This is a genomic window from Paraburkholderia sp., from assembly GCF_049581445.1.
GTDB lineage: Bacteria > Pseudomonadota > Gammaproteobacteria > Burkholderiales > Burkholderiaceae > Paraburkholderia.
This window is the reverse complement of sequence record NZ_JBAURZ010000212.1, coordinates 1-19,112: the sequence shown is the minus strand read 5'-3', so window position 1 is coordinate 19,112 and position 19,112 is coordinate 1. Positions and strand designations below refer to the sequence as shown.

The following is a 19,112-nucleotide window of genomic DNA, read 5'->3' as shown; positions in this document are numbered from 1 at the left end:
TTTCTAACATGCTACGACAGCAGACAGACCCGGAATGTTCCAATTCGTTCCCGGGTGCGGCCCGCTGGGCGGGGCGCGGAGACTGCTGTCAACCTGCCGGCCGCAAGGTGATCAAAAAGCTTGCCGGCGCCTTGCCATCTGTGTCGACCGGCATCGGGTCGGTGAGTTGCACAGCCCGAAGCGCTGCATCATCCCACTGCTGGTTGCCACTACTATGCGTGACGGTCGCGCCCAACAGCGTGCCGGACGGCGCGCAATGGACGGAGACCACAGTTTCAAGTCCCTCAGTCGCTCCGGCCCAGGAAATGTGCGGGCGCACCTGCCGCCTGACCTTGTCCGAATAACCCGGCGACGTCGCCGTGCCACCTGAACCACTGCCAGTGCCGCTCTTCGCAAGCCCATTACCAGTCGAGCCTTCACCGCCCGCCATGCCTTGCATCTGCGCGAGACGAGCGCGGCGTTCCTGGTCGACCTTCTTCGCTTGCGCCGCAGCATCTGCTTGCGCCTTGGCCTTCGCGGCCTTCTGCGCATCAGCCTTCTTCTGCGCCTCGGCGTCGGCTTGTTTCTGCTGGTCCTCGAGCTGCTGTTGCTTCAACTGATCCTGCTTTTGTTGCTCAGCCAATTGTTGCTGCTTCAGCTTGTCGGCTTGCTGCTGCTGTTGTTTCTGCTTCAACGCAGCCGCTTTCTGGGCGGCAAGCTGCGCAGCCTGATCCGCCAGTTGCTGTTGGCGTTTCGCTTCGGCTTGTTGCGCCTGCAATTGCTGCAAGCGCTGCTGTTCTGCTAGCTGTGCCTGGCGTTGCGCTTCCTGTTGCTGACGTTTCTTTTCCTGCAGCGCAATATCGGCCTGCTCATCGGGCAGCGGCGGGGCAGGGGCGACCGGTGCAGGTGGCGGAGGCGGCTGGCGCGGCGTGGGCACGTCGGGAACTTCGGTCCACAACTCGGCTTCGGCGCCGGCCGGCGTGCTGTTTTGCCAATGAATGCCGTGGTAGAGGAAGAACCCGAGCAGCACGTGCATCACCAGGGCGAGCGCAAAGGCTCGCCAGGTGCCGCGTTCGCGCGGAGGTCGTATCGGGTAGGCGGAATTCTTGCGGATCATTGCGATTTGACGAGCAGCCCAACGCGCTTGACGCCGCGAGCCTTGAGGTCCGACATCACGTTCATCACGGCTTCGTATTTCACTGTTTTGTCAGCAGCGATCACGACCGGCTGGTCCGGATGCGATTGCTCGCGGTCCACGACAAAGCTGTTCAGATCCGCACGGCTCATGTTTTCCTGCTGCATCGCGCCACTGTCGTCCTTGTACTTGACGCTCATGTTGCCATCCGCGCGAATGCTCACGACGACCGGCGGCGTTTGCTGCTGCGGTGCGGCTCCGCCCACCGTGGGCAGATTGACAATCGACGGTGCGACGAGCGGCGCGGTCACCATAAAAATCACGAGCAGCACGAGCATCACGTCGATATAAGGCACGACGTTGATATCGGCCATTGCGCGACGCGAACGGCCGCCACGCATACTGGAGGAGCGACTTGAGGAACCGGCCATGGTGACTCCTTAGTGCGCCTGACGCTGCAGGATGTTCGAGAACTCTTCGATGAAGGTCTCGAAGCGGATCGCCAGACGGTCGATGTCGTGAGCGTAACGGTTGTACGCAACGACTGCCGGGATAGCGGCAAACAGACCGATAGCCGTCGCCGTCAACGCTTCGGCAATGCCGGGCGCGACGTTGGCGAGCGTGGCTTGCTGAACGTTGGCGAGGCCGCGGAACGCGTTCATGATCCCCCACACCGTACCGAACAGACCGATATACGGACTGACCGAACCGACCGAGGCAAGGAAGGCGAGGTTGGCTTCCAGCACGTCCATTTCGCGCTGGAAAGCGGCGCGCATGGCGCGGCGGGCGCCGTCGAGAATCAGGCCCGGGTCGTTCAGACGCTTTTCCTTGCCCTTCAGGAATTCGCGCATGCCGGATTCGAAGATCCGCTCAAGCGCGCCGATCGTATGGCGGTTGTTAGCAGCGCTTTGATACAGCGCCTGCAGGTCGCCACCGGACCAGAAGTCGCGTTCGAAACGCTCAGTTTGCGCGCGGGCGCGGCGGATCGCAAACCACTTGCGGAAGATGAAAGTCCACGACAACAACGACAGCAGCAGCAACAGGGCCATCACTGCCTGGGCCAGCAGGCTCGCATTAAGAACGAGGGAAATGATCGACAGATCTTGTGTAGTGTTCATATAGGTTCGCTGTAACGTCCCGTAAGGGGGCGTCCGGCTGCAAGGTTTGTCGAAGCTTCTCGTTTGGAAACAGGAAGCTTCGGTGAACCATGGGCCGAACCATGCTTTGTGTTGCTTGATCGATACGAGTTCACTGGCCTCGTAACAACGGTGTTTAGCCGTTGTCCGTTGACACGCTTGACACAGTTCCCGTGTGCGCTCCGCGCCGCAGTGCGGCAAGGACCGGTGCGGGAATCGCTGCCGGACGCAGTGCAACCCGGTCGACGCAGCCGACCCGAATGGTCCCGGTAGCAAGCAGCGTGCCGTCACGCCACGCCTCCTGGGAGAAATCGACCGACGCGCGGCCAATTCGTTCAGTCCGGCTGATCACCTGGATCACATCGTCAAGCCGGGCAGGCGCGCGATAGTCGACCGCGGTGCTGCGCACGATGAAAATGGAGCCCGTTTCGTTCGCGAGGGTTTCCTGCTCGATTCCACATGAGCGCAGCCACTCTGTGCGGGCGCGTTCGAAGAATTTCAGGTAGTTCGCGTAAAAAACGATGCCGCCTGCATCCGTATCTTCGTAGTACACGCGAATCGGCCACGTAAAGCCGATTGCGCTGCCGGGACTGCTTGGGGACATATTCATGCGGCGCATTTTACCGGAACGCACACCTTGGGGTAATTTCCAGGGGTATGCGAAGCGCGAGAACGACTAGCCGCGATGAACCGATAACGGCGAGAACGACTGTGCGACGGGCATCAGCTCGATCGTATTGACGTTCACATGTGCCGGGCGCGTGGCGGTCCAGTAGATCGTGTCGGCGATGTCTTCAGGCGTAAGCGCCTGCACGTTCTGATAGACGTTCGCCGCCTTTGCGTCGTCGCCCCGGAAGCGCACGTTCGAAAACTCCGTTCCGGCACACAGGCCGGGCTCGACGTCGGTCACGCGTAATGGCGTGCCGGCGAGATCCGCGCGCAGGTTCAGGCTGAACTGGCGCACGAATGCCTTGGTGGCGCCGTACACGTTGCCGCCCGCGTATGGCCAGTTGCCTGCGGCCGAACCGATGTTGAACACGTGCCCACGCTTGCGCTCGACCATACCGGGCAGCAGGGCATGCGTGACCTGGACGAGCCCGGTGCAGTTCGTGTCAATCATGGTTTGCCAGTCGTCGAGGTTCGCACGTTGAGCAGGCTCGAGACCGAGAGCGAGGCCAGCGTTGTTGACCAGCACATCAATGGCGGCAAAGCCGTCCGGCAGCGCGCCAGGCGCAGCGGCGACGGCGGCGCGGTCACGTACATCCAGCTCGAACGGCAGCAGCGCGTCGCCCAGTTCGTCGGCGAGTGCCTGCAGGCGGTCCTTGCGGCGCGCAGTGGCGACGACCCGATGGCCGCCCTTGACGAAGGCACGGGCGATGGCGGCGCCAAATCCTGCGGACGCCCCGGTGACGAACACGATCATTGCGGGTTCCTGGTGGGAAAGTGAGAAAGCTGGCAAGACTACTTGCAATGCGGCGCTGCGGCAAGAATGGCCTTGTTCCCAAGTGAGGACTTTGAGGCGGGCTGCTCCCGCATGGGCGCTCACGCGACGAACTCGTGCATGAATGAAACCGGGAGAGCCCCGCAAGATGTCGCCGAAAACCGCTCCGGCAAGCGTCGGGTCAGCGCTTTCGTCAGACTTTTGTGTGCATCCGTGATCCCGGCCATACCGGGCTTTGCCATGAATTCCGGGCTGCCCGCGCGCCGGTTGCCTATTCCAGGCGGTTCCAATACACTAACGCGCTCATCCCTGCGTGACTGGCGATAGAACCAAACAGGTTCAAGGTGGAGCGACCCACCGTGAAGCGCAGGGTGCCGTTTTGCCGTTCGCCTGGGCAGCCGTGATCCGCGCGCAGTCAATTGCGCCGCTGGTGGCTGTCCTGCCTCGCGTGTGCGGCGCATCTTTACCCGCCACGTCAGGGCTGGCCCAGCCGCCAGCAGCGCCGCGTACCCACTACGCTTTCTGCACGAAGTTCGGCGCACGATCCGGTCAACCTGAACACACTCAACGGAACCCGTATGTTTGACAGAGCCCAAAGCACCATCGCCAACGTCGATCCCGAACTCTGGAAGGCGATCGAACTGGAAAACCGCCGTCAGGAAGATCACATCGAACTGATCGCGTCGGAAAACTACACGAGCCCGGCCGTCATGGCCGCCCAAGGTTCGCAACTGACCAACAAGTACGCCGAAGGTTATCCGGGCAAGCGCTACTACGGCGGCTGCGAGTATGTCGACATCGTCGAGCAGCTCGCTATCGACCGTGTGAAGCAGATCTTCGGCGCTGAAGCGGCGAACGTGCAGCCGAACTCGGGTTCGCAGGCCAACCAGGGTGTGTTTTTCGCCATGCTCAAGCCGGGCGACACGATCATGGGCATGAGCCTTGCCCACGGCGGTCACCTGACGCACGGCTCGCCCGTCAACATGTCGGGCAAGTGGTTCAACGTCGTCAGCTACGGCCTGAACGAAGCGGAAGACATCGACTACGATGCGGCTGAAAAGCTCGCTCAGGAACACAAGCCGAAGCTGATCGTGGCGGGTGCTTCGGCATTCGCGCTGCGCATCGACTTCGAACGTTTCTCGAAGATCGCCAAGTCGGTCGGTGCGTACTTCATGGTCGACATGGCGCACTACGCCGGTCTGATCGCAGCGGGTGTCTACCCGAACCCGGTACCGCATGCCGATTTCGTCACCACCACGACCCACAAGAGCCTGCGCGGCCCGCGCGGCGGCGTGATCCTGATGAAGGCGGAGTTCGAGAAGCAGATCAACTCGGCGATTTTCCCGGGCATCCAGGGTGGTCCGCTGATGCACGTGATTGCCGGCAAGGCCGTTGCGTTCAAGGAAGCGCTGTCGCCGGAATTCAAGGAATACCAGCAAAAGGTCGCGGACAACGCTCGCGTGCTGGCGGAAACGCTGGTGAAGCGCGGTTTGCGTATCGTTTCGGGCCGTACTGAAAGCCACGTGATGCTGGTCGACCTGCGCGCCAAGAAGATCACCGGCAAGGCAGCTGAAGCGGCGCTCGGCGCAGCGCACATCACCGTCAACAAGAACGCCATTCCGAACGACCCGGAAAAGCCGTTCGTCACGAGCGGCGTGCGTCTCGGTTCGCCCGCCATGACCACGCGCGGTTTCGGCGTGAAGGAAGCGGAGCAGGTAGGCAACCTGATCGCGGACGTGCTGGACAACCCGGAAGACGCAGCGACGATCGAGCGCGTGCGCGCCCAGGTTGCCGAGCTGACGCAGCGCTTCCCGGTCTACAAGTAAGCAACGATGCGCTGCCCCTTCTGCCGGCATGACGATACGCAGGTTGTGGATTCCCGCGTATCCGAGGACGGCGCCGCGATTCGCCGGCGCCGCCGCTGCCCGGCCTGCGACAAACGTTTTACGACGTATGAGCGGGTCGAGCTGGCGTTGCCGTCGGTCGTCAAGAAGGATGGCAGCCGCACCGAATTCGATCGCCGCAAGATTGTCGCGAGCATGCAACTGGCGCTGAGAAAGCGCCCGGTTGCTGCAGATGCGATTGACGCGGCGGTTGCCCGTATCGAATACCAGTTGCTCGGCAGCGGCGAGCGCGAGGTGCGCAGCGAGCGCCTTGGCGAGCTCGTCATGCACGAGTTGCGCGAGCTGGATACCATCGCCTATGTGCGATTTGCGTCGGTGTACCGGCGCTTTGAAGACGTGTCGGAATTCGAAGACGTGATCGAAGAATTCCGTCGCGCGGCTGCGCCACCCAAGCCTTCCCGCAAGCGCTAATTGTTCGCGCACTAGCATTTTTACCCTCTTGCTGTTTCCGTTACGCTCGCATTGTCGCGAGGGACGGCGCGCGCCGCTACCTGGCTGTTCGGCCAATTGTCGAGCAAGCTTCGCCTGAGTAAATTGTCTGCATTCTTCCGAAACTAAGGAATGCAGATGAAACGGGATGCTGTTTTGTTGGGCTGTCGCCGCGGGTTCACGCTGATCGAAACACTCGTAACAGTGGCGATTCTTGCCGTGGTCGCTGTTATGGCAACGCCCTCGTTCGTTGCCTGGCATGTGCGCGATCAGGTGGATGCGCGTGCCCGTGCGCTCTTCTCCACGCTTTCCTATGCACGTAGTGAAGCGGTCAATCGCGGTGCCCGGGTGACGCTGTGCCGCGTGGATGCGGCGCGCCACTGTCTTCCGGCGGGGCAGGCTTGCCGTAGCGGTTTGGCGGACTGGTCGTGCGGGTGGGCGGTGCTGGTGGAGCGCGGCGGTTCTTCTACCGTGTTGCGCGCCCACGCTGAACTGGCTGCGGTCAGCATTGCTGGCACGCAGACGAATCTCACTTTCACGCCGCCTGCGGGGCAGTTGATCGGCAGCTTCCGTAGCTTCGATATCGCGCCACACTTCGTTTCCCGTGCCACGCAAGGGCAATCCTGGCAGCGCTGCATCCGTATCGCGGCAGGCGGCCGCCCGCGCATTTCTGACGGCGCCTGTGGAGCGGCATCATGAGCCCGGCACGTCTGAGATGGCTACGCGGAGTGTCGCTGATCGAGGTGATGCTCGCGGTTGCCCTGATGGCAATCACGGCCCTCGGCCTGATCGCTGCTCAGTTGTGGATAGCGCGTGAGGCACGCGCGGCTGCGCTGCGGGAACACGCTGTCCTGGTGGCCGACGCGGTGACTGAAGCCTCGCGCGCGCCAGCGGGCGGCGATGCCGCGTTGCGGCAATGGAAAGCACGCGCAGCAAGTCTCTTACCGCAGGGCGAAGCGACGATCAGCGAACGCGGCGGCGGGGTCTCGTTCGCCCGCGTTACGTGGTCGGCGGTGAGCAATCTGCCGCGTCCGGCCGGGGGTATCGACAACCCCGAGTCTTGTGGCGACGCGGTGTTACCCGCCGGTATGGCCTGCATTGCAATGGCGTTCGCGCAATGAACCAACGTACGTTTCTATCCCGCCGATGCGGCCATACCCTGGTTGAACTGATCATCGCCCTGGCTCTCGGTCTTGTGGTGACCACCGGTGCGATATCCCTTTACCGATCACAACGGACCGCTTTCGGGCGTGCGGATGATGCGATCCGGATTCGCGATGCCGGTTTGACCGCGCTAACGCTGATTGGCCAGCAAGTTCAGATGGCCGGGTTCGTTCCGGTTGACGCGCCGCAAGCGCAACCGCGGCCGACCCTGTTCGGATGCTCGGCCGCACGGCCAACCGGCGCCGACGAAAGTCCCGCTTGCGAAGCACTGTCAGGCCGTTCGGACGGCATCGCGATTCGCTACGTTGGCGATAACGTGTCGACCTGGACGTCCGCCACAGGGCAATCAACGGATTGCCTCGGCCAGGCGGTGAGTACGGTTAATGCATCGACGGGCGCGGGCGGCGTGTTGATCGTCAACCGCTTCTATGCAAAGCCTAGTGGCTCGACCGGCGAGCCGGAGTTGTATTGCGACGGGAACGGAAAAGCAGGTTCCGCACAACCTATGGTGGAAGGGATCGAACGGTTGCGTATCAGGTATTGGCTAGCGGGTGCGCAGACAGCGCTGGATGCCTCGGCGCTGGGGGCCACGCAGTGGGCCAATGTCGTCGCGGTCGATCTGTGTGTGCTGGTGCGGGGAGCGCCGCAGGGTCGCCGCTCTCGCTACGTGGATTGCGACGGTGCTAGCGTGATGGGCACGGATTTGCGTGCGCGGGAGGCGTTCTGGCGACGCGTGGCGATCCGAAACAACGAGGGGAATGTGTCGTGAAGGCATGCCGCGAAACGCGCGACTGCCGTGTGTCGGGATGGTGGGCCTGTTGGGTCGCGGACCGTGCGGCAAATTGCCGAGCAAGTGCTCAGGCAAAGCCCCGCCCCGCACGCCCCCGCAAGCCCGCAATGCATCTGCGCGGCGCGGCGCTGCCAGTCGTACTGCTCATCTCTTCGATGATGCTAACCACCTCGGCCGCCTGGTTCGAGGCGACACTGGTGGCGACGCGCAGTGCAACCAATCTGCGTGATGCTTTCCAGGCCTTTCACGCCGCCGACTCAGCACTCAAGTTGTGCGCGCGTATCGTCATGGCCGGCGCTGCGCCAGTCACGTCCATTTCAAGCGTAGAGCCGGTTGGCTGGAAGCTCGAACCGGTCTTCACGGCAGGCGCATTGACTCCGGCCGCACAATGGCCCGGCTCGATTTTGCCGCCGCAGTGTCTCGTGGAAGGATGGCGTTTGGCGGCACGCCCCGACGCCCGTGCTTATCTACTGACCGCACGAGGTTTCGGCCGCACACGGGAATCGCTGGCGTGGGTGCAAATGGAGCTGGTTCTTGACGGCGAGGCGGTTGAGCAGCATTGGCGGCGCGTCGCTGCGCGGCCCTTCTGAAGAAGGTGCGCACATATGAAGCCCCATACGTCAGCGTTCACGTTGCTCGAACTGGTTATTGCCCTCGCCATCGCCGCGATCCTGGCTATGTACGCGGTTCCGTCATATCGCAGCCAGGTTGCGCGTTCGCATCGCGTTGATGCCGCATCGGCGCTTTATCGGGCGGCGCAGTTTATCGAGGCAGGGGCGCCTGGCGACGCGAGCCCGTTACCCGCAGGCCTCGATCAGGCTCCGCCTTTCGGCACGGCCGTCTATAAGCTGCGCGCATTGCCTGCCGACGATGCAAACGGAGGTTACGCGGTGGAAGCGCGCCCGCTCGAGTCAGGGCCGATGCGCGACGACGGATGCGGCAGCTTCGTGCTGGATGCGACCGGCTCGCGATCGAATCGCGCTGGGGATGGGTCTGCGGTGGACGACCCGCAAGCTTGCTGGAACGCGAGGTAGGTTATGGATCGGCGCTGCCGAAGAAACCTCAATACCCGCTCGACCCGCTATCGCCTGTCGCGGGCTGGTCCTTGGCGGCGCCACGTGACTCGTTCTTCATCTGTTGCCAGATGCGATAGGCTTCCCACGCAGCCAGTCCCAGGCTGCCCCATTTGAGCACAGGCTTCGCTCCTGCCGCGACCGTGGCCCGCAACGGCTTGGCAAGCAGTAGCGAAGCAATCGAGCTGATCAGCGGGTATTCCTTGAGCAAGGCGCCAACCCCGGCGCCCGCGCCTCGCGCTTTACCCCAGCGCATTCCGCCGAATCCCGGTACGAGGAATTTGAGCCAACTGAAATGCGTGACGGCCTGGCGCAGATCCACCGTAGCCTGGGCAAGCTCCATACGCTCGACATCCGCGCGCACCATCAGCAGTTCCTTGCGCAGCGCGCGCAGATGCGGCGCGCTCAGATCGCGGGAGGGCGGGCGCTTGCTGCGAAAGGCGTGATCCGAATGGCTTGTGCTCATGACGTGTCGGCGGCAGGGTGGAGGGGAAGGGGAACGGCAGTGCAAGCGGCGCCTACCGGCGCCGCCAGACCGCGTTCATGGTTTGCGAAAAATATCGCGGTCTTTCTCGAATTCGGCCAGCGTGGCTTCAAAGATAATGGGCGAATTCACCAGGCCGCTACGCGCTTTGAGCGCACAGACCAGCGCCGCGATTGCATAGACCACGGTAATGCCGGCTAGCGCCTGCCAACGGTACGTGTCCCAGAAGGCGATGGCGACGAGCGCCGTAAGCGCGATCAGAGCCATTGTCGCGAGCATCATGGCCGCGAGTCCGAGAAACAGCACGCCAAGCAGGCGGTCTTTTTCCTCGGCCAGTTCGATGCCGATCAGTTCGAGCCGCGTTTGCAGGATGGCAAAGACGGAACTGAAGATGCGGCGCAATGGACTGTGATCCGCGCGCTGCGATTGCGTTTCGATCGTCATGACGTGAGCGCGTTGCGCGTGAGATGCGCCAGAGGAAGCCGACCGGCCAAACGCGCACCGGTCAACCCGAATCAGTGGCAAGCCGGCAAATACATCCGGCTCTGCCAGCCGTTGTTACTTGCGATTGATCAGCAGGCCAACCAGTACGCCGACGCCCGCAGCGATGCCGATCGAGGCCCACGGATGCTCGTGCACATAGTCATCCGTTGCACGCGCCGCCTTCTTGCCTTTCTCGACCACGACCACTTGCACGTCGGCCGCCTTGTCCTTGGCCTGTTTCAGGCGCGAGAGCGCCGTTTCACGCAGTTCGGAAGCGCGTTCGCCGGTGGCGCTCGCGGCCTGTTTCAGCAGGTCCTCAGCGTCCGCGAGGACGGTTTTGATATCCGACATCAATCTCTCCTTATTGACTTCCGACATTGACAGCTCCCATCTTGTTACGTCACGCGTGAATCGTAACCAAAGAAACGGCCGGTGGCGAGCGCGATACACCGGGCACCGCGCTGCAAACCAATCGACATGCGTGGATCACCGCATGAAGCGTTCCCGGCCTATCTCGAGTCTAGGCGTTCAACCGGTCCGGCCAATCAATTCTTGAGCACGATTTTGATTGAGTTGATCTGTCCCGTAAAGTTTCCTCCATTCTGAACAAAATTACAAAAACTCATAAAGATGTGACGCGAAGTTTGTTCAGGGTGTACGTCTGCTCCCGTATGCTCTAAATTGGTGAACCCGCGGGCAGGTGCCCCGAGCGGCTCAGCCGCACACATCAAGGAGAGGGATCATGAGTTTGCGTCTTGGCGATATCGCGCCGGATTTCGAGCAGGAGTCGAGCATTGGTCACATCAAGTTTCACGAGTGGCTGGGCGATAGCTGGGGCGTTCTGTTTTCGCATCCGGCAGACTTCACGCCCGTTTGTACGACGGAACTCGGCTTGACGGCAAAGCTGGCCAGCGAATTCGAAAAGCGCAATGTGAAGACGATTGCGCTGTCGGTAGATAACGCGGAATCGCATAAGGAGTGGATCAAGGACATCAACGAGACGCAGGCCGCCAGCGTCGGCTTTCCGATTCTTGCCGATGGCGACCGCAAGGTTTCGGAGCTTTATGACATGATCCATCCGAATGCGAACGAGACCCTCACGGTGCGCTCGCTGTTCGTGATCGATCCGAAGAAGAAGGTGCGTCTCACGATCACCTATCCGGCCAGCACCGGGCGTAACTTCGACGAGGTGCTGCGCGTTATCGATTCGCTTCAGCTCACCGACAACTACCAGGTCGCCACGCCCGGCAACTGGAAGCAGGGTGACGATGTGGTGATCGTGCCGTCGCTGAAGGATGAAGAGCTGATCAAGCAGAAATTCCCGAAGGGCTACAAGGCACTGCGTCCTTACCTTCGCATGACGCCGCAGCCGAACAAGTAAGCGCCGGCTTCAGGGGCCCTTCAATAGCGGCCACGAAAAAAGCCAATCGCAGGCGATTGGCTTTTGACAAAAACACGGTAGCAGAGCAAACCCCACGGCGCCTTAATGGGCCATGGGGTTTGTCTATTAGCGTACAGAAAACGCGCTCAGAAAAACGCCTGAATACCCGTTTGCGCGCGGCCGAGGATCAGCGCGTGGATGTCGTGGGTGCCTTCGTACGTATTGACGACTTCAAGGTTCACCAGGTGGCGCGCAATACCGAACTCATCGGAGATGCCGTTGCCGCCCAGCATGTCGCGCGCGAGCCGCGCGATCTCAAGCGATTTGCCGCACGAGTTGCGCTTCATGATCGAGGTGATCTCGACCGCGGCGGTGCCTTCGTCCTTCATGCGGCCAAGGCGCAGCACGCCTTGCAGGCCGAGCGTGATTTCGGTTTGCATGTCGGCGAGCTTCTTCTGGATCAACTGGTTGGCGGCGAGCGGCCGGCCGAACTGCTTGCGGTCCAGCACATATTGGCGCGCGGTATGCCAGCAGGCTTCGGCAGCGCCGAGTGCGCCCCATGCAATCCCGTAGCGCGCCGAATTCAGGCAGGTGAACGGGCCTTTGAGGCCGCTCACCTTCGGCAGCATGTTCTCTTGCGGCACGAACACTTCGTCCATCACGATCTCGCCGGTGATCGACGCGCGCAGGCCCACCTTGCTGTGAATGGTCGGCGCGGACAGGCCCTTCCAGCCCTTTTCGAGGATGAAGCCGCGAATCGCGTCCTTGCCGTCTTCCTCTAGCTTGGCCCAGACCACGAACACATCAGCGATCGGCGAGTTGGTGATCCACATCTTCGAGCCCGACAGCGAGTAGCCACCGTCGACCTTTTTAGCTCGCGTGACCATGCTGCCCGGATCGGAGCCGTGGTTCGGTTCGGTCAGGCCGAAGCAGCCGATCCACTCGCCGGTGACGAGCTTCGGCAGGTACTTGTCCTTTTGCGCGTCCGAGCCGAATTCGTAGATCGGCACCATCACCAGTGACGACTGCACCGACATCATCGACCGGTAGCCGGAATCGACACGCTCGACTTCGCGTGCGATCAGCCCGTAGGCGACGTAGTTGAGGCCGGGGCCGCCGTATTGTTCAGGAATGGTCGGGCCAAGCAGGCCGAGTTCACCCATCTCGCGGAAGATCTCAATGTCGGTCTTCTCGTGACGGAATGCCTCCAGCACACGCGGCTGGAGCTTGTCCTGCGCATAGGCCGACGCAGCGTCGCGCACCATGCGTTCTTCTTCCGTGAGCTGCTGATCGAGCAACAGCGGGTCTTCCCAGTGAAACTGCGCGGCGTCGGCCATGGTGCGTATCTCCTGAATCGAATCTCGTGTGACGTGTGATCTGAAGCAAATCACTTGACTTGTGTTCCGCTATGCGAAACAATGTTTTGCAAATAAGATCTGAGTGTAGCACCCTATGACGCCTGCATCTACTCCCCTCGATCCGCTCGACGAGCGCAAATTCGTCGTCGCGCTCGCGCGCGGTCTTGATTTGCTACGCGCATTCCGGCCCGGCGAGACCATGCTCGGCAATCGCGATTTCGTCGAACGCACGGGCCTGCCCAAGGCCACCGTCAACCGTCTTGCCTATACGCTGACGGTGCTCGGGTATTTGCGTCTGGACGAGACGCTTGGCAAATATGCGCTCGACGCCGGAGTGTTGTCACTCGGCTTCGCATTGCTGTCCGGCACCGACACCCTCGAACTTGCTCGCCCGCACATGCGGACGTTCGCGCGCGAGGTCGGGGCGGCCGTGTCACTGGGATGCCGCGACGGGCTCGACATGATCTATCTGGAGACGATTCGCAGCGAAACCGCGTTGACGCTCGGACTGGCGTCCGGATCGAAGCTGTCCATGCTGACGAGTTCCATGGGGCGCGCATATCTGGCGGTGCAGTCGCTCGATGTGCGCATGTCGCTGATGGCGGAGCTGGAAAAGGCCGCGGGCACGGAGGGGCCGGCGCTGGTCGCTGCGGCTCAGCAGGAAATCGCGGCGTTCGCAGGGGAACGCTGCTGCTATTCGTTTCGCGACTGGCACGGCGATGTGAACGCGGTCGCCGTGCCGTTTCGTGAGTCGCGCGACGGACGCTGGCTGGTGCTCAGTTGCAGCGGCCCGGCGTCGTCGATGGGGGAAGTGGTGTTTCGCGAGAAGGTCGCGCCACGTCTGAAGGCGCTCGCGCGCCGACTGGGCGACACCGGCTGAACCTCAGCCACATGAAGCGCACAGCGGCGCGTGGGCAGGGCAAGAACGTGCTTGCCTCAAGTGGCGTTAAACCGCGCCGTCGTGGCTATGCACGTCAAACAGCGGACCTTGCACAAATCTCACGTCGTATTGCTGTAGCAAGTCGAACTGCGTTTCGCTGGCCACCTTGTTGAAGATCAACGGTATCCGCAACCGGTTTGCATAGCCCACCAGCGGCTTGACCATCGCGTCGCGCAGCGCGAGACCGGCATCCATCTTGATGAAGTCCAGTCGCGCCATATCGGACACGGACAGAATCTGTCCGGCGTTGGGGAGATTCCCCGCTACCTTGAATCCGTAGCGCTGATAGCTCTTGGTCAGATAACCGAGAAAGGTGCGATGCGCCACTGCCGCAGACGGCAACTCGATCACAATGCGCGATGGATTCAGTCCGAACGAGAGCAGCACGCTCGAGAAATGCCGCCCGTGGTCGTACTTCACGCTCTTCAGCAAACGCTCATGGACCCGTAGAAACAGCAGGCCATGACGTTGCGTGCCGAAGAAATTGATCGCATGCAGCGCGCGCGACATGCGGTCCAGTGCGACCAGTTCCGGGTCGTCCTCGATACGGTCGAACGGATCGAACGGTTCGCCGTCCAGGCGCCGTGTCACCGCCTGAAAACCCAGCTCATCACCGAAACGGTCGACGCTCTCCGGCGCCGACGAGAGCGATTGGGCCAGCGCGTGCACGCTGATGTCGAAGATCGGCTCGTAGGTGCTCGCCAGGTCGAAACCATCGAAATGAGCGATTGCACTGTCGTGGTAGATGCCTTCGCCCAACGCCAGATGTTCGCCGAGAAATGGATGTTCGGCGGCTCGGGCCACGAGTTGGGGAACGGTCTGCGGGATCATGGATAAATGTCGTGGCGCGTCGTTCGCGCATCGGAGCGCGGCGCTTGGCCGCATTCATCGATGGTAGCAGTCTCGCTTGCCGTCACATGAACAAAATAGAGATAACCATATTGGGGATCATACGTATGCGCCAGGGTTAACGCTATTTTCACAATCCATAATTGGTTTTACTATTCGTAAATCGAAACATCGCAGCAGCGGTGGATCAGTATTCGGCGGACGATGCGCGGGCCCACGTCCAGCGGGGTGCTGCGGAGCGCTGCGCACCGATGCAGAAAGGATCAATGGAGGATTGGATGAAAAGCATGACGCAGCAACCGGCGAGCAGCGGGGCAGACTCCAGCGTGAGTCCAGCGGCCAGCGCACGGCGCGAAATCGAACCTGGCTATCAAAGCGGCTTCGCCAACGAGTTCGCCACCGAAGCCTTGCCCGGCGCGTTGCCTCAAGGCCGCAACTCACCGCAGCGGGTGTCCTATGGACTGTACGCGGAGCAACTGTCCGGCACGGCGTTCACCGCGCCGCGCGGCCACAATCGCCGTTCCTGGCTTTACCGGATTCGCCCGGCGGCGGTGCATCAGCCGTTTACGCCGCTGCCTTCGCACCGTCTGGTCGCGAACTTTCACGATGTGCCGCCGACCCCACCGAACCAGTTGCGCTGGGATGCGCTGCCGATGCCCACAAAGGCGACCGATTTCATCGACGGTTGGGTGACGATGGCCGGCAACGGCTCGGCTGAATCGATGAACGGCTGCGCGATCCATCTGTACGCCGCCAACCGTTCGATGCAGGACCGCTTCTTCTACACCGCCGACGGCGAACTGCTGATCGTGCCGCAGGAGGGCCGTTTGCAGATCGCGACCGAACTCGGACATCTCACCGTCGAGCCGTTTGAGATCGCGGTGATTCCGCGAGGCGTACGCTTTGCCGTGACGCTGCCGGACGGCCAGGCGCGGGGGTATATCTGCGAGAACTTTGGCGCTTTGCTGCGCTTGCCCGAACTCGGCCCGATCGGTTCCAACGGGCTCGCTAATCCGCGTGACTTTCTCACACCGCACGCCGCATACGAGGACCGCGAAGGCGCGTTCGAACTGGTGGCGAAGATGAACGGCAATCTCTGGCGCGCGGACATTGGGCATTCGCCGCTCGACGTGGTCGCATGGCACGGCAATTACGCGCCCTGCAAATACGACCTGCGCCGTTTCAACACGATTGGTTCGATCAGCTTCGACCATCCCGATCCGTCCATCTTCCTCGTGCTGCAATCGCAAAGCGACACGCCGGGGGTCGACTCGATCGACTTCGTTATTTTCCCGCCGCGCTGGCTGGCCGCGGAAGATACCTTCCGGCCGCCCTGGTTTCACCGCAACGTGGCGAGCGAATTCATGGGCCTCGTGCACGGCGTCTACGATGCGAAAGCGGAGGGCTTCGTGCCGGGCGGGGCCAGTCTGCACAACTGCATGTCGGGACACGGGCCGGATGCGGAGACCTTCGAGAGGGCCTCACACAGCGACACCTCGAAACCCAGCAAGGTGGGCGACACCATGGCCTTCATGTTTGAAACCCGCACGCTGATCAAACCGACCCGTTTTGCGCTGGAAACCGCGCAATTGCAGGCGCATTACTACGAGTGCTGGCAAGGTCTCAAGAAGCACTTCAACCCGGAGCAACGATGAATCCGACGAACGAACTCCAGGCGACGCTCGATGCGTCACGCAGAAGCTGGGTCGAAGCGGCCAACCAGCCTGATTGCGATTTTTCAATCCAGAACCTGCCGTTCGGCATTTTCGGCGATGCGCGCAATGCTGCGCGGCGGGTGGGCGTGGCGATTGGCGAGAGCATCCTCGATCTGTCGGTGCTGCACGGCGCGGGGCTGCTGCGCTTGCCGTCGGCCGCTGGCGACGTATTCGCCCGCGACACGCTCAACGACTTCATCGCGCTTGGCCGAGAAACGTGGCGCTCGGTGCGTATCCAGTTGAGCCAGCTTCTCGAACGCGATACCGCCACTCTGCGCGACGATGCAGCCATGCGCGAGCGCGCGCTGGTTCGCGCGGCTGACGCGACCTTACATCTGCCGGTGCAGATTCCCGGCTACACCGATTTCTACTCATCGAAGGAGCACGCCACGAACGTCGGTTCGATGTTTCGCGATCCCAAGAATGCGCTGCTGCCGAACTGGTCGGAGATGCCAATCGGCTACAACGGGCGGGCTTCGTCTGTGGTGGTGAGTGGTACGCCAGTGCGGCGTCCGAACGGTCAACTCAAGCTGCCCGATCAGGAGCGTCCGGTGTTCGGCGCGTGCCGCAAGCTGGATATCGAACTCGAAACCGGTTTCATCATCGGACGGGGCAACCAACTCGGTGAGCCGATTGCATGCGCCGACGCCGATCAGCACATCTTCGGCATGGTCCTGCTGAACGACTGGAGCGCGCGCGACATCCAGCAATGGGAATACGTGCCGCTCGGGCCGTTCAACGCGAAGAGTTTCGCGACCACCATTTCGCCGTGGATCGTCACGCTCGACGCGCTCGAACCGTTTCGCGTCGCTCAACCGGTGCAGGATCCGCAGCCGCTGGCGTATCTGCGCCATGACGGCGCACACGCCTTCGATATTTCACTGGAAGTCAGACTTCGTCCCCAGCACGCAGGGCAGGCGAGCACCATCGCACGCACCAACTTCCGTCACATGTACTGGACAATGGCGCAGCAACTCGCGCATCACACGGTGTCCGGCTGCAACACGCGGGTGGGTGACCTGATGGGTTCAGGGACGATCAGCGGTCCGAGCGAAGATTCGTTCGGCAGCCTGCTCGAATCGACATGGAACGGCAAAAGGCCGCTCGAACTGACAGAAGGCGGAACCCGTACTTTCATCGAAGACGGTGATGAATTGACACTCTCGGGCTGGTGCCAGGGGGAAGGGTATCGGGTGGGGTTCGGCACGTGTGCGGGTGAGATCCTGCCGGCGCAAAAGTGAGCGGGGAGGCGGCTCGGCCCTTGCTTGCGGGCGGCCTGCCGCGCTTTCATTGCGACGGTGATGATTCGGCAGTATCCGGCGGCCGGGGTAGGCGGCCGAATTAACCCACCAAGCCCGCCCGCCGACCTGGCTCGCCAAGTCAGCCCGCAAAACTAGGCCGCCAAGGCGGCTCGCCAAACTAGCCCGCCAACTCAGCCCGCTACAGCCATGCGCTGCGTGCGGCGTTCCAGCGACACTGACCACAGCGTCAGACCCAATGCACACACGGCAGCGGCGACGCCGACCCACGGCAACGTGGTAAGCGGCGCACCCGCGCCAATGGCCATGCCACCAAGCCACGCGCCGGTTGCATTGCCAAGGTTGAAGGCGCCTTGATTGAGCGTCGAGGCGAGATTCGGCGCATGGCTTGCGCGATCGACGATCAGCATCTGCAGCGGCGGCACGATGGCGAACGCAAGCACGCCCCAGGCAAAGATGGTGGCCATCGCGGGCACGGCAGAGTGCATCGTGCCGGCGAAGATGGTGAGAACAACGACGATGGCAAGCAGGAACGCCAGCAGCGACGGCATCAGACGCCAATCCGCGAGCTTGCCGCCGAGCGTGCTGCCTACTGTCAGACCAAGGCCGAACAGCAGCAGCACGAGCGTGACCGCATGCGGCGTGAAGCCGGTCACGTCTTCGAGGATGGGCGTGATATAGGTGAAGGTGGAAAAGAGGCTGGTGGAAGCCAGCACGCTGATACCGAGCACCATCAATACCTGCGGGTTTTTCAGCACGGTGAACTCGTGCAGGAGACTCGCTTTTTGCATCTCGATCTTCGCGGGCAAACAAGCGGCCAGCACAGCGGCGGCCAGCACGCCAATGCCAGTCACGGCCCAGAAGGTCGAGCGCCAGCCGACCGCCTGACCGAGCGCGGTACCCAAGGGCACGCCGAGCACATTGGCGAGCGTGAGGCCGGTGAACATCAGGGCGATGGCTTGCGCACGCCGGTTCGGCGCGACCAGACCGGCCGCGACCACGGAGCCGATGCCGAAGAACGCGCCATGGCAGAACGCGGTGACGATGCGCGCCGCCATCAGCACGGCATAGTTCGGCGCAATGGCACACAGAAGATTGCCGACGATGAACACCCCGATCAGGCTCATCAACGCTTTCTTGCGTGGCATGTTCGCCACGGCGATCGCGACAATCGGCGCCCCGATCGTCACGCCCAGCGCGTAGGCCGACACCAGCATGCCCGCAGCCGGAATCGACACGGCCAGATCGCGTGCGACGTCGGGCAGCAGCCCCATGATGACGAATTCGCTGGTACCGATTCCAAACGCGGCAACGGCAAGGGCAAGCAGGGGCAAAGGCATGATGAGGAGAGATCGCAACCGGATTTCACGCGACGCAACGCGTGGCAGGCGCGCACTTCGGGACGAGAGCGCGTGCGCCTTTCAGAGGGCAAACAAGTAGGGGATTGTACCTAAGCCAAAACGACGTTGCTGGCCACTCCACAAGGTGTTGTTTTTCGCTGAATCACTCGTGAACAGGACGCTCAAGCCGCGCCTGGTTCCAGCGCGTCGCCGTGTCGTCCCGCGCCTGCGGCGAAGCGGGCCGCCCCGGCG

At 62.2% G+C, this 19,112-nt stretch carries 22 protein-coding genes and 1 riboswitch; of the genes, 11 read left to right on the top strand and 11 right to left on the bottom strand.

The features are described from left to right. Positions 1 to 88 precede the first annotated feature (88 nt). The 5 genes from tolA to ydfG all read right to left on the bottom strand — a co-directional run bounded on the left by tolA (position 89) and on the right by ydfG (position 3,673). Positions 89 to 1,096, bottom strand: coding sequence for a cell envelope integrity protein TolA (tolA, locus tag WCA85_RS18505; RefSeq protein WP_424066329.1), 1,008 nt, complete (start codon positions 1,094 to 1,096; stop codon positions 89 to 91). After that, complete coding sequence (gene tolR / locus WCA85_RS18500; RefSeq protein ID WP_424066328.1) at positions 1,093 to 1,545, bottom strand: protein TolR; 453 nt, start codon at positions 1,543 to 1,545, stop codon at positions 1,093 to 1,095. Before tolR ends, tolA begins: the two co-directional genes overlap by 4 nt. A 9-nt stretch (positions 1,546 to 1,554) precedes the next feature. Further along, positions 1,555 to 2,232, bottom strand: a complete 678-nt coding sequence (tolQ, locus tag WCA85_RS18495) for a protein TolQ (RefSeq protein WP_074265790.1) — start codon at positions 2,230 to 2,232, stop codon at positions 1,555 to 1,557. Between the two features lie 154 nt (positions 2,233 to 2,386). Beyond that, the gene (gene ybgC / locus WCA85_RS18490; protein ID WP_424066338.1) at positions 2,387 to 2,869 is read right to left on the bottom strand and encodes a tol-pal system-associated acyl-CoA thioesterase; all 483 of its coding nucleotides are present in this window, start codon (positions 2,867 to 2,869) and stop codon (positions 2,387 to 2,389) included. Between the two features lie 57 nt (positions 2,870 to 2,926). After that, positions 2,927 to 3,673, bottom strand: coding sequence for a bifunctional NADP-dependent 3-hydroxy acid dehydrogenase/3-hydroxypropionate dehydrogenase YdfG (gene ydfG, locus WCA85_RS18485; protein WP_424066327.1), 747 nt, complete (start codon positions 3,671 to 3,673; stop codon positions 2,927 to 2,929). A 321-nt stretch (positions 3,674 to 3,994) separates the two neighbouring features. Continuing rightward, positions 3,995 to 4,094: riboswitch (ZMP/ZTP riboswitch) on the top strand. A 175-nt stretch (positions 4,095 to 4,269) separates the two neighbouring features. Between ydfG and glyA the strand changes: the two genes are divergently transcribed. The 7 genes from glyA to WCA85_RS18450 all read left to right on the top strand — a co-directional run bounded on the left by glyA (position 4,270) and on the right by WCA85_RS18450 (position 9,012). Continuing rightward, a complete protein-coding gene (glyA, locus tag WCA85_RS18480; protein WP_424066326.1) occupies positions 4,270 to 5,517 on the top strand; it encodes a serine hydroxymethyltransferase in 1,248 nt (415 codons plus the stop codon). Positions 5,518 to 5,523: 6 nt separating this feature from the next. Beyond that, positions 5,524 to 6,006 carry a transcriptional regulator NrdR gene (nrdR, locus tag WCA85_RS18475; protein ID WP_424066325.1) on the top strand — a complete coding sequence of 161 codons (483 nt, stop codon included), beginning with the start codon at positions 5,524 to 5,526 and terminating at the stop codon, positions 6,004 to 6,006. Positions 6,007 to 6,156: 150 nt separating this feature from the next. Continuing rightward, on the top strand, positions 6,157 to 6,723 hold the full coding sequence (locus tag WCA85_RS18470) for a GspH/FimT family pseudopilin (protein ID WP_424066324.1): 567 nt from the start codon (positions 6,157 to 6,159) through the stop codon (positions 6,721 to 6,723). Further along, entirely contained in the window at positions 6,720 to 7,145 is a 426-nt protein-coding gene (locus WCA85_RS18465) for a type IV pilus modification PilV family protein (RefSeq protein ID WP_424066323.1), read from the top strand. The genes WCA85_RS18470 and WCA85_RS18465 overlap by 4 nt, the downstream gene beginning before the upstream one ends. Then, positions 7,142 to 7,957, top strand: a complete 816-nt coding sequence (locus tag WCA85_RS18460; RefSeq protein ID WP_424066322.1) for a PilW family protein — start codon at positions 7,142 to 7,144, stop codon at positions 7,955 to 7,957. Before WCA85_RS18465 ends, WCA85_RS18460 begins: the two co-directional genes overlap by 4 nt. Positions 7,958 to 8,085: 128 nt before the next feature. Further along, entirely contained in the window at positions 8,086 to 8,568 is a 483-nt protein-coding gene (locus WCA85_RS18455; RefSeq protein WP_424066321.1) for a pilus assembly PilX family protein, read from the top strand. A gap of 15 nt (positions 8,569 to 8,583) precedes the next feature. Continuing rightward, positions 8,584 to 9,012 carry a type IV pilin protein gene (locus WCA85_RS18450; protein ID WP_424066320.1) on the top strand — a complete coding sequence of 143 codons (429 nt, stop codon included), beginning with the start codon at positions 8,584 to 8,586 and terminating at the stop codon, positions 9,010 to 9,012. Positions 9,013 to 9,040: 28 nt separating this feature from the next. On the opposite strand, the gene WCA85_RS18445 is transcribed toward WCA85_RS18450, so the two are convergent. The 3 genes from WCA85_RS18445 to WCA85_RS18435 all read right to left on the bottom strand — a co-directional run bounded on the left by WCA85_RS18445 (position 9,041) and on the right by WCA85_RS18435 (position 10,396). Next, the gene (locus WCA85_RS18445) at positions 9,041 to 9,517 is read right to left on the bottom strand and encodes a DUF3318 domain-containing protein (protein ID WP_424066319.1); all 477 of its coding nucleotides are present in this window, start codon (positions 9,515 to 9,517) and stop codon (positions 9,041 to 9,043) included. Between the two features lie 75 nt (positions 9,518 to 9,592). Then, positions 9,593 to 9,979: a phage holin family protein gene (locus WCA85_RS18440; RefSeq protein ID WP_424066318.1), complete on the bottom strand. Its 387-nt coding sequence runs from the start codon at positions 9,977 to 9,979 to the stop codon at positions 9,593 to 9,595. Positions 9,980 to 10,093: 114 nt separating this feature from the next. Beyond that, entirely contained in the window at positions 10,094 to 10,396 is a 303-nt protein-coding gene (locus WCA85_RS18435) for a DUF883 family protein (protein ID WP_424066317.1), read from the bottom strand. Between the two features lie 364 nt (positions 10,397 to 10,760). On the opposite strand from WCA85_RS18435, the gene WCA85_RS18430 reads away from it, so the two are divergent. Continuing rightward, on the top strand, positions 10,761 to 11,399 hold the full coding sequence (locus WCA85_RS18430) for a peroxiredoxin (protein ID WP_424066316.1): 639 nt from the start codon (positions 10,761 to 10,763) through the stop codon (positions 11,397 to 11,399). Positions 11,400 to 11,545: 146 nt separating this feature from the next. Here the strand turns inward: WCA85_RS18430 and WCA85_RS18425 are convergent, their stop codons facing one another. Next, on the bottom strand, positions 11,546 to 12,736 hold the full coding sequence (locus WCA85_RS18425; RefSeq protein WP_424066315.1) for an acyl-CoA dehydrogenase: 1,191 nt from the start codon (positions 12,734 to 12,736) through the stop codon (positions 11,546 to 11,548). A gap of 115 nt (positions 12,737 to 12,851) precedes the next feature. Between WCA85_RS18425 and WCA85_RS18420 the strand changes: the two genes are divergently transcribed. Then, positions 12,852 to 13,637: an IclR family transcriptional regulator gene (locus WCA85_RS18420; RefSeq protein WP_424066314.1), complete on the top strand. Its 786-nt coding sequence runs from the start codon at positions 12,852 to 12,854 to the stop codon at positions 13,635 to 13,637. A gap of 66 nt (positions 13,638 to 13,703) precedes the next feature. On the opposite strand, the gene WCA85_RS18415 is transcribed toward WCA85_RS18420, so the two are convergent. Then, positions 13,704 to 14,528, bottom strand: a complete 825-nt coding sequence (locus tag WCA85_RS18415) for an EAL domain-containing protein (protein ID WP_424066313.1) — start codon at positions 14,526 to 14,528, stop codon at positions 13,704 to 13,706. A gap of 296 nt (positions 14,529 to 14,824) precedes the next feature. Between WCA85_RS18415 and hmgA the strand changes: the two genes are divergently transcribed. Both hmgA and fahA read left to right on the top strand, forming a co-directional pair. After that, positions 14,825 to 16,201, top strand: a complete 1,377-nt coding sequence (hmgA, locus tag WCA85_RS18410; protein ID WP_424066312.1) for a homogentisate 1,2-dioxygenase — start codon at positions 14,825 to 14,827, stop codon at positions 16,199 to 16,201. Beyond that, entirely contained in the window at positions 16,198 to 17,502 is a 1,305-nt protein-coding gene (fahA, locus tag WCA85_RS18405; RefSeq protein WP_424066311.1) for a fumarylacetoacetase, read from the top strand. Before hmgA ends, fahA begins: the two co-directional genes overlap by 4 nt. Before the next feature lie 191 nt (positions 17,503 to 17,693). Here the strand turns inward: fahA and WCA85_RS18400 are convergent, their stop codons facing one another. Next, a complete protein-coding gene (locus tag WCA85_RS18400; RefSeq protein ID WP_424066310.1) occupies positions 17,694 to 18,860 on the bottom strand; it encodes an MFS transporter in 1,167 nt (388 codons plus the stop codon). Positions 18,861 to 19,112: the final 252 nt, after the last annotated feature.